The 14,399-nt window shown below is 46.1% G+C and carries 17 protein-coding genes and 1 riboswitch; of the genes, 3 read left to right on the top strand and 14 right to left on the bottom strand.

Going from position 1 to position 14,399, the window contains the following annotated elements:
- Positions 1–19 precede the first annotated feature (19 nt).
- The 13 genes from MFMK1_RS16815 to MFMK1_RS16875 form a co-directional block, all read right to left on the bottom strand.
- Positions 20–1,654, bottom strand: a complete 1,635-nt coding sequence (locus MFMK1_RS16815) for an ABC transporter substrate-binding protein (protein ID WP_366922836.1) — start codon at positions 1,652–1,654, stop codon at positions 20–22.
- An 82-nt stretch (positions 1,655–1,736) separates the two neighbouring features.
- Complete coding sequence (locus MFMK1_RS16820; RefSeq protein ID WP_366922837.1) at positions 1,737–2,720, bottom strand: ABC transporter ATP-binding protein; 984 nt, start codon at positions 2,718–2,720, stop codon at positions 1,737–1,739.
- 65 nt (positions 2,721–2,785) lie between these two features.
- On the bottom strand, positions 2,786–3,754 hold the full coding sequence (locus MFMK1_RS16825; RefSeq protein WP_366922838.1) for an ABC transporter ATP-binding protein: 969 nt from the start codon (positions 3,752–3,754) through the stop codon (positions 2,786–2,788).
- 228 nt (positions 3,755–3,982) lie between these two features.
- Positions 3,983–4,276: a hypothetical protein gene (locus MFMK1_RS16830; RefSeq protein ID WP_366922839.1), complete on the bottom strand. Its 294-nt coding sequence runs from the start codon at positions 4,274–4,276 to the stop codon at positions 3,983–3,985.
- 71 nt (positions 4,277–4,347) lie between these two features.
- Positions 4,348–4,983: a bifunctional phosphoribosyl-AMP cyclohydrolase/phosphoribosyl-ATP diphosphatase HisIE gene (gene hisIE / locus MFMK1_RS16835; protein ID WP_366922840.1), complete on the bottom strand. Its 636-nt coding sequence runs from the start codon at positions 4,981–4,983 to the stop codon at positions 4,348–4,350.
- Complete coding sequence (gene hisF, locus MFMK1_RS16840) at positions 4,980–5,738, bottom strand: imidazole glycerol phosphate synthase subunit HisF (RefSeq protein WP_366922841.1); 759 nt, start codon at positions 5,736–5,738, stop codon at positions 4,980–4,982. Before hisF ends, hisIE begins: the two co-directional genes overlap by 4 nt.
- A 2-nt stretch (positions 5,739–5,740) precedes the next feature.
- Positions 5,741–6,466 (bottom strand): 1-(5-phosphoribosyl)-5-[(5-phosphoribosylamino)methylideneamino]imidazole-4-carboxamide isomerase, encoded by a 726-nt coding sequence (hisA, locus tag MFMK1_RS16845; RefSeq protein ID WP_366922842.1) that lies wholly within the window; start codon positions 6,464–6,466, stop codon positions 5,741–5,743.
- Entirely contained in the window at positions 6,460–7,047 is a 588-nt protein-coding gene (gene hisH / locus MFMK1_RS16850; protein ID WP_366924969.1) for an imidazole glycerol phosphate synthase subunit HisH, read from the bottom strand. Before hisH ends, hisA begins: the two co-directional genes overlap by 7 nt.
- 31 nt (positions 7,048–7,078) lie before the next feature.
- Positions 7,079–7,663, bottom strand: a complete 585-nt coding sequence (gene hisB, locus MFMK1_RS16855; RefSeq protein WP_366922843.1) for an imidazoleglycerol-phosphate dehydratase HisB — start codon at positions 7,661–7,663, stop codon at positions 7,079–7,081.
- Positions 7,664–8,944, bottom strand: a complete 1,281-nt coding sequence (hisD, locus tag MFMK1_RS16860) for a histidinol dehydrogenase (protein ID WP_366922844.1) — start codon at positions 8,942–8,944, stop codon at positions 7,664–7,666.
- Positions 8,937–9,611 (bottom strand): ATP phosphoribosyltransferase, encoded by a 675-nt coding sequence (gene hisG / locus MFMK1_RS16865; protein ID WP_366922845.1) that lies wholly within the window; start codon positions 9,609–9,611, stop codon positions 8,937–8,939. The genes hisD and hisG overlap by 8 nt, the downstream gene beginning before the upstream one ends.
- Positions 9,611–10,762, bottom strand: coding sequence for an ATP phosphoribosyltransferase regulatory subunit (hisZ, locus tag MFMK1_RS16870; protein ID WP_366922846.1), 1,152 nt, complete (start codon positions 10,760–10,762; stop codon positions 9,611–9,613). Before hisZ ends, hisG begins: the two co-directional genes overlap by 1 nt.
- Before the next feature lie 133 nt (positions 10,763–10,895).
- A complete protein-coding gene (locus MFMK1_RS16875) occupies positions 10,896–11,204 on the bottom strand; it encodes a YerC/YecD family TrpR-related protein (RefSeq protein WP_366922847.1) in 309 nt (102 codons plus the stop codon).
- 154 nt (positions 11,205–11,358) lie between these two features.
- Positions 11,359–11,468: riboswitch (SAM riboswitch) on the top strand.
- A 66-nt stretch (positions 11,469–11,534) separates the two neighbouring features.
- Between MFMK1_RS16875 and MFMK1_RS16880 the strand changes: the two genes are divergently transcribed.
- Genes MFMK1_RS16880 through MFMK1_RS16890 form a run of 3 tightly spaced genes read left to right on the top strand, consistent with a single transcriptional unit; the run spans position 11,535 to position 14,106 of the window.
- Positions 11,535–12,569 (top strand): methionine ABC transporter ATP-binding protein, encoded by a 1,035-nt coding sequence (locus tag MFMK1_RS16880; RefSeq protein ID WP_366922848.1) that lies wholly within the window; start codon positions 11,535–11,537, stop codon positions 12,567–12,569.
- On the top strand, positions 12,562–13,230 hold the full coding sequence (locus tag MFMK1_RS16885; RefSeq protein ID WP_366922849.1) for a methionine ABC transporter permease: 669 nt from the start codon (positions 12,562–12,564) through the stop codon (positions 13,228–13,230). The genes MFMK1_RS16880 and MFMK1_RS16885 overlap by 8 nt, the downstream gene beginning before the upstream one ends.
- A gap of 21 nt (positions 13,231–13,251) precedes the next feature.
- Complete coding sequence (locus MFMK1_RS16890) at positions 13,252–14,106, top strand: MetQ/NlpA family ABC transporter substrate-binding protein (RefSeq protein WP_487250593.1); 855 nt, start codon at positions 13,252–13,254, stop codon at positions 14,104–14,106.
- Positions 14,107–14,157: 51 nt separating this feature from the next.
- On the opposite strand, the gene MFMK1_RS16895 is transcribed toward MFMK1_RS16890, so the two are convergent.
- On the bottom strand, positions 14,158–14,394 hold the full coding sequence (locus MFMK1_RS16895) for a hypothetical protein (RefSeq protein ID WP_366922851.1): 237 nt from the start codon (positions 14,392–14,394) through the stop codon (positions 14,158–14,160).
- Positions 14,395–14,399: the final 5 nt, after the last annotated feature.

Here is a 14,399-nt window from a genome sequence, read left to right on the forward strand (position 1 = left end):
AACTAGTAACTATTCCTTATTAATTCTTATCAACAGTAACAAGACTCTCTACACCGGTAGGATGAGGTACATAACCGGAAACACCTTTTTTGGCCGCGATAGGCGGTGTTGAGTGGCTCATGGGAACCCATGGAGCGTCATCGTGAATGATCTCTTGTGCCTGCTTATAGAGATCAGCACGTACTTCCTGATCCATTTCCTGCTGAGCTTTAATTAACAGATCATGGACTTCGTCGTTCTTATAAAAAGCAATATTTCCTGCACTGCCTTTTACAGCATTGTCTTTGTCTAACAGGACATACAGGAAGTTATCCGGGTCACCGTTATCACCTGTCCAACCCAGCATAGCCATATCATGTTCGCCACTCTCGGTCTTTTTGAGGTAGGTAGTCCAGTCGTGGCTCACGATTTCTGCATCAATACCCACTTCTATCAGGTCTGCCTGCATAGCCTCAGCAATTTTCTGGGGCTGCGGGAAGTAAGGGCGCGGCACAGGCATAGCCCAAAGGGTTGTCTTGAAACCGTTTGGATATCCTGCTTCAGCTAATAAAGCTTTTGCCTGCTCGGCATTATATTCATAGTCTTCAACTGCATCATTGTAGCCCCACAGAGAAGGCGGCAGTGGGTTTTTAGCCGGTTTAGCCAGCCCGGCAAAGAAGGCATCAATAATGGGCTTCTTGTTGATAGCCATATTTACTGCCCGGCGTACTTTCACATCATCAAAGGGTTCTTTCTCTACATTCATAGCCAAGTAGCCAACATTCATACTTGGTCTCAGTATCAACTGAAATTGGTCATCGCTCTTAATAGTTGCTACATCATCAGGTGTAATTCCGTCCATTATATCAATGCTTCCTGCCTGTAATTCCATCAAACGAGCGGAGTTATCCGGGATAGAACGGAAAACAAGCTTGTCAACCTTAGCTGAATCTCCCCAATAACCATCAAATTTCTTCAGTACAATCTTACTATCGGGTACCCATTCAACGAATTCAAACGGACCGGTACCTACCGGATTTTTGAAGTAATCTTCGCCGAATTCTTTAACGGCCTCAGGGCTGGCAATACCAAACGGGAACATAGCCACATTAGCCAAGAAAGTAGCCATGGGCTTGTTCAGAGTAAACTCAACAGTATATTGGTCTGTTGCTTTTACTGATTCAACAACCCCGGGATAACCGCCAAACATATATCCCCAATATTCAAATTCTCCACCGATATGATACTCGTGACCTTCATTCATCCAACGTTCAAAATTAAATACTACGTCCTCGGCATCGAAATCAGTGCCGTCGTGGAATTTAACGCCTTCACGCAGGAAGAAGCTCCAAGTCTTACCGTCTTCGGAAACTTTCCAATCTTTTGCTAACGCAGGAATAACTTCAGTGCTGTCCTGCTTATAAGCAACCAGACCTTCATACATATTGATAGTTACCTTTGCCGACTCACCGTCAGTAACATTAGACGGATCAAGTCCGGAAGCATCTCCACCGCGACCCCATACCAATACCTTTTCTTTGGCAGCTTGCGGTTGGTCGTTTCCTGCTTGGTCTTGGTCAGGAGCGGCACCATTGCCACCACAACCGGCAACCGCTAGACTCATGGCCAGCAGCAGCGCTAGTAAAAGAATAAGCTTGCTATTAATTTTTTTCATTTCTAAAAACCTCCTTATATTTTCTTTGGTCAAACTTCCCTAATTATACCGACTGGTGCACCACCTCCTTGGGAACCAATAGTTAGGCACTTTTAACTGCACTGGTCAAATGACAGGCCGAAAAATGTCCATTCTCGCAATCTCTTAGCACAGGTATCTCTTGACGGCATTTTTCCTTAGCATGACAGCACCGGTTATGAAAATGGCACCCCCTAGGCGGGTTGCCCGGACTGGGTACATCGCCGCTTAAAATGATACGCTCCTTCTTGTGCTTAGGATCAGGTACAGGAATTGCTGATAGTAATGCTTGCGTATACGGGTGCATGGGCATTTTATAGAGTTTCTCCCATTCCGCCAGCTCAACTATTCTACCTAAATACATCACTGCCACACGATCACTGATGTGTTTCACAACACTTAAATCGTGAGCGATAAAGATAAAAGTCAAGCCGAATTCCTTTTGCAAATCTTCCATCAGATTAATAACCTGCGCCTGAATCGATACATCAAGCGCGGAGACAGGTTCGTCAAAAATAATCATACGGGGATTAACAGCCAGAGCTCTAGCAATACCAATCCTTTGACGCTGCCCGCCGCTGAACTCGTGAGGATATCGACGAGCATGGTACCCTGCTAACCCCACCACGTCTAATAATTCATGAATCTTTTTGCTGCGGCTTTTCTTGTTACCAAGTCCATGTACCAGCATCGGTTCGGAAATAATCTCTTCAACGGTCATTCGCGGGTTTAACGATGCATAAGGATCTTGGAATACCATTTGTATTTCCCGGCGAATGGGTCGAAGTTCTTTTGCATTCAAATGAGTAATGTCTTTACCTTGAAAAATAATTTTTCCCGCAGTCGGCTCAAGCAGCCGAAGAATGGTACGGCCGGTGGTAGACTTGCCGCAGCCACTTTCTCCTACCAACCCTAGTGTTTCCCCTTCCCTGACAGTAAAAGAAACACCGTCAACGGCTTTTATTGCTCCTACCTGCCGAGACACAATACCGGCGTGAATGGGAAAGTATTTTTTTAAATAATGAACTTCCAAGATATTTCCTGCCATGATAACACTCCTTGAAATGCGTGTTCTATAAGCTCTTAAAATAAGTGTTCGAATAACCTTTAATCTTATAAACAGTGACAACTAACCCAATGACCCGGTTCCACCTCTTTTACCCGGGGCTCAGATTTAAGACAAATCTCCTCCGCCCGATCACACCTCGGTGCGAAGTTACAGCCATCGGGCAGGGAACTTAAGTTAGGTGGGTTTCCTTCAATAGGCCTTAACCTTTCCCTTTGTTCTTCACCCAACTTCGGTAAAGAATGTAATAATCCCAAAGTATATGGATGCCTAGGCTTTTCAAAGATACTTTCCACATCCGCTTTCTCTACCGGATTACCGGCGTACATTACCAGCACTTGGTGACAGCTTTCCGCTACTACACCTAAGTCGTGGGTAATCAGCAAAATTGAAGTACCTAAATCCGACTGCAGCTTTTGCATCAGTTCCAATATCTGCGCCTGGATGGTAACATCCAGAGCCGTTGTCGGTTCATCAGCGATTAGCAGTTCGGGATTGCAGGCCAAGGCCATAGCAATCATAGCGCGCTGTCGCATACCGCCGCTAAATTGGTGTGGGTAGTCATCCACCCGTTGGCTTGGTTCCGGTATCCCCACTAGGCCTAACGCCTCAATAGCCTTTTTCCGGGCCTTTTTCTTAGTAACCTTTTGATGATAGGTCACGGCCTCGATAATCTGTTGACCCACTGTCATCACAGGGTTTAAGGAAGTCATCGGGTCTTGGAAAATCATTGATATTTCATTTCCTCGAATTTTCCGCATCTGTTTCTCTGTCTTTTTTAGCAAATCCTCCCCTTTAAACAGCACTTCCCCGTCAACAATCTTACCCGGAGGCTGCGGGATTAACCTTAATAAAGACATTACCGTAATTGTCTTGCCCGAACCGGATTCCCCAACAATACCAAGGGTCTGACCTTTTTCCACATCGAAGTCTACTCCGTCTACAGCCTTGACTACGCCCTCTTTCGTAAAGAAATGCGTTTTTAAGTTCTTAACCTGCAGTAATTTTTCTGCCAAAACCAAACCCTCCAGGGAAAAAATATAATATTCTGTGAAATATGCCGTGTGAAACATTCTCTCATCGATACAAATTACCCACATAACTTGGGGTATTCCCCTAAGGTTACGACAACCATACCTTGCTCACCTATTTATTCTCTTTTTTATCTGAAATTTATCTAAAAAAACAATTTGCCGGCTTAAAAAAGGTCAAAAAAAATTCCCTTGCGGGAATGATTAAAGTGCTTATTTCTTTTTACCTTGATAATCCACATCGATATCTGCCAGTCTTTTCAAGTTCGGGACAAAATCTTGGTCTTTTTCAGTGAGCAATGTCTTTTGCCGGTCATGTTTCGGCTTTAATTCTTTCGCGGTTTCCATATCATGCTTTTTGTCCAGAGGACGGTTATCGGGCCCGAAGATCTTCACTTCTTGGTCTTTGCCGCTTTTATCTTGACGGCTGCCGCTAGATTCCTCATGGAGTTTGCTGGGAAAACTTTCTGCAGTATCCCGCAGACTTTTGTTGGATTTTTCCGTCATATTTGCACCTCCGTATTATTAGTATTAAATTTACGGAGATTTATATGCGCTTTGGCTTTCCCATAATTTTTTTACCTTCTTGAAGCCAATTCTTGTTGTATGCTGCTCAATTTAACCTTTTTTTCTTCGAGCAGAACAAGCAAATGATAGATCAAGTCCGATGTTTCGTAAATAATTTCGTCATTGTTCGGGTTCTTAGCGGCTATAATGACTTCTGCCGTTTCCTCACCGACTTTTTTTAAAATTTTGTCAAGCCCTTTATCAAATAAATACGTCGTATAAGAACCTTCCGGCCGTTCTTTTTTACGCTGCTTAATTACTGCCGCCAGTTCATCCAGTATTCCACCGCCTGCTGATTGCTCATCACCATCAATAGTGCGGTAAAAGCAGCTCATCTTACCAGTATGACACGCAGGTCCCCGGGGCACCACCTGCAACAGCAGCGTATCCCCATCACAATCATAAAATATTTCTTTCACTTCCTGGGTATTTCCTGAGGTTTCCCCCTTATGCCACAGACTGCGGCGACTGCGACTGTAAAAGTGAGCCTCGCCTTTATTGATAGTAAGTTTTAATGCCTCCCGATTCATATATGCTACCATCAGTACCTGTCCGGAATTAAAATCTTGGACAACTGCCGGAATTAAACCCTGATCGTCAAATTTAAGAAGATTGTCAGTTTCTCGAGATATGGCCGTCTTTGTCATATCCTTACCGCCACTCCTTCCCGCCGAAGATATTCCTTGGCCTCATTGATAGAGTATTGTTTAAAATGAAAGATGGACGCAGCCAGGACGGCATCTGCCTTCCCTTTTAATGCTCCCTCTGCTAAATGTTCTAAATTACCGGCACCACCGGAAGCAATCACCGGAATAGCCACCGCTTCACTGACCGCCCGGGTCAATGCTAGATCATAGCCGTCCTTGGTACCATCCCGATCCATACTGGTAAGCAGTATCTCTCCCGCGCCTAATTCCTCCACCTGCTTCACCCAGGTCAATACATCCTTCCCCGTGGATGTCCTACCGCCATGAACGTATACTTCCCACTGCCCCGGGCCCGTCTGGCGTGCATCTATCGCTACCACTGTACATTGACTGCCGAAACGCCGGGCACTTTGAAATACCAATTCAGGGTTTTGCACCGCTGCGGTGTTAAGTGATATTTTATCGGCTCCCGCCGCCAGCATCCTGCGAATATCCTCCAGCGAACGCAAACCACCGCCCACTGTAAAAGGAATAAATACCTCTTCGGCGGTACGCCGGGCCACATCAAGCATGATATCTCTTTTTTCATGAGACGCGGTTATATCTAAGAAAATAAGTTCATCAGCGCCGGCCTTATCGTATAAACTGGCAAGTTCCACCGGGTCACCGGCATCTCTCAGGTTTATAAAATTAGTCCCCTTTACCACTCTACCCCCGTCTACATCCAGACAAGGTATAATACGTTTGCAAAGCACCCTTATCCCTCCGCTTCCGCCAGCGCTTCCGGCAAAGTTATCGCCCCGCTGTAAAGAGCTTTACCCAGAATAACACCTTCAATATCCACGCCGGTGTTTTTTAGATTTTTGATATCAGCGGCTGAGGCAACTCCCCCTGAAGCAATCACTTTTAAGCCTGTTTTCTGCGCTAGGTCAGCGGTGGCCTTTACGTCAACACCGGACAAAGTCCCATCCAAGCTGGTATTGGTATAAACCACCCTGGTGATGCCTTTCTTTTGGATTTCATGAGCCAAAGTTAATGCTTCCTTCTCCACAGTAGTGGCCCATCCTTCCACCGCAACCAGCCCATCTTTACTATCAATACCCACTACGATTCTTTCGCTGCCGAATTGACGACACGCATCCGCAACCATGTCAGGGTTATTAATGGCCGCAGTACCAAAGATCACCCGGTCAACTCCCAGCTTTAGCAGCCGTTCCACGGTTGACAGCGTTCGAATACCGCCGCCCAATTGTACGGGGATGTTTATCGCTTCAATAATTCTTTGAACAGTTTCCATGTTTTTTGGTTCGCCGGCAAAAGCGCCATCCAAATCTACCAGGTGAAGGTATTTAGCCCCTTGTTCCTGCCAGGTCAATGCCACTTCAGCAGGATCGTGGGAATATGTAGTTTCCTGGTCCAGTTTCCCTTGAAATAATCGAACACAGCGGCCTTCCCGTAAATCAATCGCCGGTATCACTAACATTGATTCACCATCTCCCCAAAATTCTTTAATATTTGTAAACCCAGGTTGCTGCTCTTTTCCGGATGAAACTGGATGCCCATGAGATTGTCCCGCCCAACCAGCGCGGGGAATTCAAAACCATAATCACTGGCAGCTATAATCACATCATCGTCTTCCGGTTGAACATAATAGGAATGTACAAAGTAAAAATAATCACCGTCGTTAACACCTTTTAGCATCGGTTCTTCCTTACGAATAACCAATTGATTCCAGCCCATATGCGGCACCTTTAACCCTGGGGGCAGTCGTTTGACAGTACCGGGCAGCAAGTTCAAACCCTGATGCAAACCATTTTCCTCGCTTGTGCTAAAAAGAAGCTGCATGCCCAGGCAAATCCCCAAGAACGGGGTGCCCTTAGCTACCACTTCTCTGATAATAGGTATAAGCCCGGTCCTGGTAAGGTTAGCCATCGCATCCTCAAAGGCACCAACACCCGGTAATATTACTGCCGGTGCCGTGGAAATTATCTTTTCATTGCTGGTGACTTCCCCCGCTAGTCCAACGCTTTCCAACGCTTTTTGCACACTGCGCAAGTTACCCATGCCATAATCAATTATAGCCAATGTCTTCACGCTAAAGCACCCCTTTGGATGAAGGTATCCCACCTTCTCTTGGGTCCGCAGCCACTGCTTCAGCAAGAGCACGAGCACAGGCCTTAAACATCGCTTCAACCTTATGATGATTGTTGCCGCCATAACAAAGCTTTAGATGTAAGGTTAACCGCGCTTCCTGGGTAAATGCACGAAAGAATTCCGATACAAGCTCTAGATCAAATTCGCCCAATCTGCTGCCGGTAAGTAAGGCATCATAAAGAAAATAGGCCCGTCCACTGATATCCGCTACTGCCCGGGCTAAAGATTCATCCATAGGCACAAACGCACTGCCGAAACGATAAATACCTCTCTTGTCTCCTAATGCCTCGAAAAATGCTTGGCCCAAACAAAGACCCACATCCTCCACTGTATGGTGCCCATCCACTTCTAAATCGCCGTGTACGTTTAAATCCACATCGAACTTACTGTGTCTGCACCATGCGGTCAGCATATGGTCGAAAAAACCAATACCGCTGGTTCCCCGGAAATTTCCCATTCCATCCAATATTAATGTCAGGGTTATATCGGTCTCTGCGGTTTTACGCTTGATTACAGCGGTACGCATCTAATCTTCCTCCAAACGCGCCTGTACCGCTCGGGCATGTGCATCTAAACCTTCCACCCGAGCCAGGCTAATAATATTCTCCGCCTCTTTGACAAGGTCTTTCTTTGAAAAAGAAATAACACTGCTCTTTTTGATAAAAGTATCAACATTTAAAGGGGAATAAAATCTTGCTGTGCCTCCCGTAGGCAATACATGATTAGGACCGGCCACATAATCGCCCACCGGTTCCGGTGAATATGGCCCTAAAAACACCGCCCCGGCATGGCGAACTCTGCCAAGCATCTTCATTGGATTAACTACAAGAAGTTCTAGGTGTTCCGGCGCAATAGCATTTACCAGCTGCCAAATATTTTCCCAATCATTTTCAACAAAAATCACACCATGGTTATCAATGGACTGACGGGCAATATCCTGTCGTGAAAGTCTCTTCAGCTGCCGCTCTATTTCTTCTCGAACCGCCGCCGCTAAAATAGCACTATCAGTAACCATTAAAGGTCTCGCTAATACATCGTGCTCTGCCTGAGAAAGTAAATCTGCAGCAGCAAAGCGAGCATTAGCATTACCGTCAGCCACCACCAATATTTCACTGGGCCCTGCCAGCATGTCGATACCCACCTGACCATAAACCTGCTTTTTGGCTAAAGTAACATAAGCATTTCCGGGGCCGGTAATTTTGTCCACCGGTTTTATGCTTCTGGTCCCGTATGCCAAAGCCGCTATAGCATGAGCACCACCAACACGGTAAATTTCTGTGATCCCTACTTCAGCAGCAGCCACCAAAGTTGGAGCCGGAACATTACCATCCCTATCCGGTGGAGTAACCATGGCAATTTCTTTGACACCCGCTACCCGGGCGGGAATTGCATTCATCAGCACCGAGGAAGGATAAGTCGCTGTACCTCCGGGCACATATATTCCTACCCGGTCAATAGGGCGGATTAATTGACCTAGGGACGGGCCTGATTCTTCGGTTGAAAACCAGGTTTTCCTCTCCTGCTTACGATGAAAACGATAGATGTTTTCCTTAGCCTGCTGTAAAGCTCGCCGAAAGGAGTCATCGACCATTTGATATGCCTGATTGATTTCCTCCGCCTGTACCCTCAATGGCCGAGCAGATGGTACTCCATCAAATCTCTGCCTTAATTCCAGCAGTCCATCTTCTCCTTCTTCACGAACTTTATTTATAATGGAACGAACAGCTCTTTCCACTTCAACTAAACCTGTTTGTGAAGATTGAATATACTTATTAAAGTCACTGGAATTGGTAACAATTTTAATCATTTACTACACCTCTCTTTTCAAGCACTCGGCGTAGTTCTTCCATAATATCTTTTACCCGTTGATACTGCATCCGATAGCTGACCCTATTGGCAATCAGCCGTGCTGTGGCGTAAAAGATATCTCCTACCGCTGCCAACTGGTTTTCCTTTAAAGTGCGCCCGGTAGAAACAATATCAACAATGGCATCTGCCAAGCCAACTCTGGGCGCCAATTCAATATTCCCATGGAGCTTAATGACCTCTACCTGTAGGCCCTGGCGGTGAAAATATTGTTGAGCCACATTGGGAAATTTACTTGCCACTCTGCCGTGATTTAGTGAGCTCAGGTCAAAATTACCTTGGGCATCTAATTTTTCCTCCGGTACGGCAACTACAAATTTGCAGCCGCCAAAGCGCAAATCCACAAGTTCAAATACATTGGCACCCGCCTCTACCAAAGTATCCTTTCCCACAATACCCATATCGGCAGCACCGTAATCCACATATACGGGGATATCCGTCGGTCTAGAGATAATGAAGCGAATGCGCTGGTCCGGGAATTCCCAAAGCAATTTGCGGGAATCCAACTTGATATCATTGGTAGGTAGCCCGGTATCGTTTGTCAATGCCAATGCTTCTTCACCCAGCTTACCCTTAGGCAGGGCGACTGTCAGCCAATTTTCCTTCACTATTCCCCACCCCCGTATATCAAAGTTAAGCCCTTTTCTTTGGCCATTGTTTCAGCTTCCTTCCTGGACAGTTCCTCAAATGCAGTTACCACTCTTTTCCCTTCCGCCCGCAGTTCCCGAGCCCGGGTCAACACTTGGGGGTATGGCGCCACCAGCAAGTAGCCAGCGACCTCTTTGGTGTCATTATTGTTTAATGCTAGCATTATTCTTTCTAAACCCAACGCAAAACCGGTAGCGGCAGCTGGATGACCAAAGTTACCCAACAGATTGTCGTAACGACCACCGCCGCATACCGGAAAACCTAACTGGGGTACATAACCTTCAAAAACTATCCCAGTGTAGTAATCAAAATCACGGAAAATACCTAAGTCAAAAAATATCTTATCGGCAAAACCTTGATACTCCAACAGGCGAAATACTTCTACCAGTTCCGTTAAGGCATTGTGCGCCGTTTCCTCTTCAATCAGCTCCAATAATCTTTCCATATCTTTTAGGCCGCCTTGAGACATGGTCACCTCAAGCAGCACATCTCGTTGGCGACCTGGAATGTTATGACCCTTTAGCAGAGACTCCAACTCCACCATATCTTTCCTGGCCATGGCCTGTCGCACACTAGCTGCAGCTTCAGGATTTAGCTGACCCAATAATGCTTTCGTTACTTCCACCTGACCGATGCCTATGCGAAAATTATCCAGCTGCATCGCCTCCAGCGCAGAAATTGCCAAGCTCAATACCTCAACATCAGCCTTTGCACCTGTTGCGCCGATTAGTTCCACCCCTGCTTGGAAAAATTCCCGCTGCCTGCCGGCATGGGTTTTCTCGTAGCGAAAGACATTTGCTGTATAAAACAATCTTAGAGGCTGCAGGTAATCGGTCATTCTGCCCGATACCAGCCGGGCAATCGGCGTTGTCATATCCGGGCGCAAAACAAGGATTTTGCCCTCGCGGTCAATGAATTTATATAACAGATCTTCATCAAGACCTTCACCCTGGGTGGTTAGCGCCTGATAATATTCAAAGGTGGGCGTAACCACCTCATCATAACCCCAATAAGAAAAAATGTGCGCTAGCTTCTCTTCTGTCTCCCTTTTCCAGCGTGATTGCCGAGGCAGCAAATCCTTCACCCCAGGCGGTATTCTAAAAACAGACACTGGTTTCACCTCTTTTACTTTAATACGTTAATGCGTTACCGTAATATTAACATAAAGTGTATTGTTGGTCAATAAGTTTTTAAAAATGGAAAAACCCTCGCCACCAGTTTCTCTGGGCGGGGCTTCTTAAACTTTATTTTTCCCGTTCCCGACCATCCATACGGTCTAAGACTATTTTGTAACCGTCCGCTCCGTAGTTAAGGCTTCGCTTCACTCTGCTGATGGTAGCCGTGCTGGCACCGGTTTGCTCTGCGATATCGGTATAAGTTCGGTTACCCTGCAGCATCTTTGCCACTGCTAACCGCTGGGCAATAGCTTTTAATTCGGCGATAGTGCAGATATCCTCAAAAAAGCGGTAGCAGTCTTCTTCAGTTTTTAATGTAAGAATAGCTCGAAAAAGCTCGTCTACAAATGGGTCTTTCAGCTTGCTATCATATGCCATATTATCCCACCTCCACTCATAAGCAATTTCGCCATATATCTAAACAATCCTTTTTTTGCGGCCTGATAATCCCTCCGGCTGCAGGCGGGTTTAAAAAATCCTTGACCAAACATTTAGCGTTATGTTAGTATTATTGCAAATCAATCGAATATTACTCTTATCCAGAGCAGGTGGAGGGACTGGCCCGATGAAACCCGGCAACCGGCCTTATTTTTTAGGTAGCGGTGCCAATTCCTGTAGATGTACGCATCTTACAGATGAGAGTCTAGGCCTTATTCTCTCTGTCTGTGCGTGGAGAGAATTTTTTATTGCAGAAAGGAACCTGCTATTATGATTACACTTAAGAACATCCATAAAGTCTTTGACACCGGGAAAGCCAAAATTGAGGCATTAAAAGGTGTCGACCTCACTATAGATGCCGGTGAAGTATACGGCATTATCGGTCTCAGCGGCGCCGGTAAGAGTACCTTGGTTCGCTGCATCAATATGCTGGAACAACCTACCACCGGAGAGGTCATTGTAGACGAGCAGGATTTCACTAAACTAGACGCTAAAGAACTGCGTATGGCCCGTCGAAAAATCGGTATGATTTTTCAACACTTTAACTTGCTCTGGTCCAGGACGGTGTATGGTAACATCGCTTTCCCGCTGGAAATAGCCGGTGTACCCAATGACAAGATTAGACCTAAAGTTCTGGAACTGCTGCGTTTAGTCGCTCTTGAAGATAAGGTAGACAGCTATCCCGCCCAACTGAGCGGCGGTCAAAAACAGCGGGTAGGAATAGCCCGGGCTCTAGCAAATGACCCCACGGTGCTGCTGTGTGATGAAGCCACCTCTGCCTTGGATCCGGATACCACCGCTGCCATTCTTCGGCTGTTGCAGGACATTAATCAGAAATTAAACCTTACTATCGTTGTCATCACCCACGAGATGCATGTAATTAAGCAAATCTGCGACCGGGTGGCGGTGATCGATGATGGCAAGGTGATAGAGGAAGGCCCGGTCATTGATATTTTTACCAATCCCGTTTCGGCTGTTACTAGGCGTTTCATCAACAGTGTCGTCAAAACAGAGGTACCTCAAGTTATCAAAGACCGCCAAATAGAACTACAATCTTCCGGCGACCCAGCAAAAATAATACGTATCTCCTTTATCGGTCAGGCGGCGGGAGAGCCGGTAATTTCCCAGCTCGTTAAAGACTTTCACGTTAGAGCAAACGTCCTTTATGGTAATATTGACCACATTAAAGAAACCATTTACGGAACTCTGACCCTTGAATTAACGGGGGAAAGCGAAGCTTTGGAACAGGCCCTTAGCTTTCTCCAGCAGCAAAACTTACAAACCGAGGTGCTGCATCATGTTTAGCGGAGAAGAACTACAACAAACAATCAAGCTGCTTTCTGAGGGACTCCTGGACACCACTTACATGGTGGGCCTGTCGGTATTTTTGTCCCACTTTCTTGGTATTCCTTTGGGCATAATTCTGGTTACCACCGAAGAGGGGCATGTCTGGGAAAATCACCTAATCAACATGGTGCTTGGGGCGATAGTGAATGCCACCCGTTCGATACCTTTTATCATTTTATTGGTGTTTATTATGCCTTTTACCGATAAAGTAGCGGGAACCACCATTGGCCCTACAGCAGCTGCAGTACCGCTGACAGTGGGGGCCATCCCGTTTGTAGCGCGGATGGTAGAAACAGCCTTTAAGGAAATTGAATGGGGAATTATTGAAGCGGCGCTGGCTATGGGCGCTAGTCCCGGGCAGATAGTACGCAAGGTACTGATACGTGAAGCGCTTCCCTCCATAATTCTAGGCGCGGCTATTACTACCATCACCTTGGTCAGTTTCTCAGCTATGGCCGGTGTTGTGGGGGGAGGTGGTCTGGGCGACTTGGCCGTTCGCTACGGATACTATCGGTACGAAAAGCCACTGATGTTTATCATAGTCGTACTGTTAATCATCATCGTTCAATTAATACAAATGACGGGAGATGTTGTCTCAGCCCGGCTCAACAAAAAATAAGGAGGAATTTTTAAAATGCAAATTAAAAAAGTACTTATCTTATTGTTAGTTTTAGGCTTGACTACAGGTCTTGCCGTCGGTTGTGGCGGACAGGACAACGAAAAAACTCCAGGAGAGGACCAGCAGGGCGCTGCCAAAGAAGAAGTGACAAAATTACTAGTAGGCGCCACCCCTGTACCCCATGCGGAAATACTTCAGGAAGCTAAAAAACTGCTGGTAGATAAGGGTATCGAGCTGGAAATCATTGAATTCACCGATTATGTCACGCCCAACAAGGCTTTGGCCAACGGAGACCTGGATGCAAACTACTTCCAGCATGTACCATACCTGGATGATTTCAAGGAGAAGAATAATTTAGACCTGACACATACCGTAGCAGTGCATTTTGAACCCATGGGAATATATTCGCAAAGCATTGATAGCCTTGACAACTTGAAAGACGGTGATAAGGTGGCAGTACCCAATGACCCCACTAATGAAGCTAGGGCATTACTATTGCTGCAGGATAACGGCCTCATTACCCTGAAAGAAGGCGTCGGGATGGAAGCGACCAAACAAGATATCGAGAGTAAGAAAATAGATGTGGAGATAGTCGAACTGGAAGCGGCACAAATCCCCCGTTCCTTAGGCGATGTAGGTGCTGCAGTGATTAACGGTAACTACGCCATTGATGCCGGCCTTAACCCCGCCACTGATGCCATTACCGCTGAAACCAAAGATTCTCTCGCAGCCCAGACCTATGGTAACGTGGTAGCGATTCGTACCGGTGAAGAAAACCGGGAAGAAATCAAAGCATTAGATGAAGTGCTCACTTCACCGGAAATTAAGCAGTTCATTGAAGATAAATATCGAGGCGCCGTAGTACCGATGTTCTAATGACGGATAGCTGAAAATTATAAGAAGCCCGTAAACTTTATCACGGGCTTCTTACTTTAACATAGTTTGCATAATTTTCACTACCGGTTCGAATATCAAGCCAATCACATGAGTAGGGTTGGGCACCGGCAAATCAAAAATTTGAATCAAAGACACAGCCATTCCCAGCATGGTAATCAGGCCAACCACTGTTAGCTCGCGATACATTTGAAAGCGGAAAAGCGGCATGCCCACCAGTAGAGCTATCACCCCCACTACCACAAAAATGGCCATGATTGCCAATATCATCAATA

Origin of the sequence: Metallumcola ferriviriculae (genome assembly GCF_035573695.1) — a bacterium.
In the GTDB taxonomy this organism is placed as follows: Bacteria; Bacillota; JADQBR01; order JADQBR01; family JADQBR01; genus Metallumcola; species Metallumcola ferriviriculae.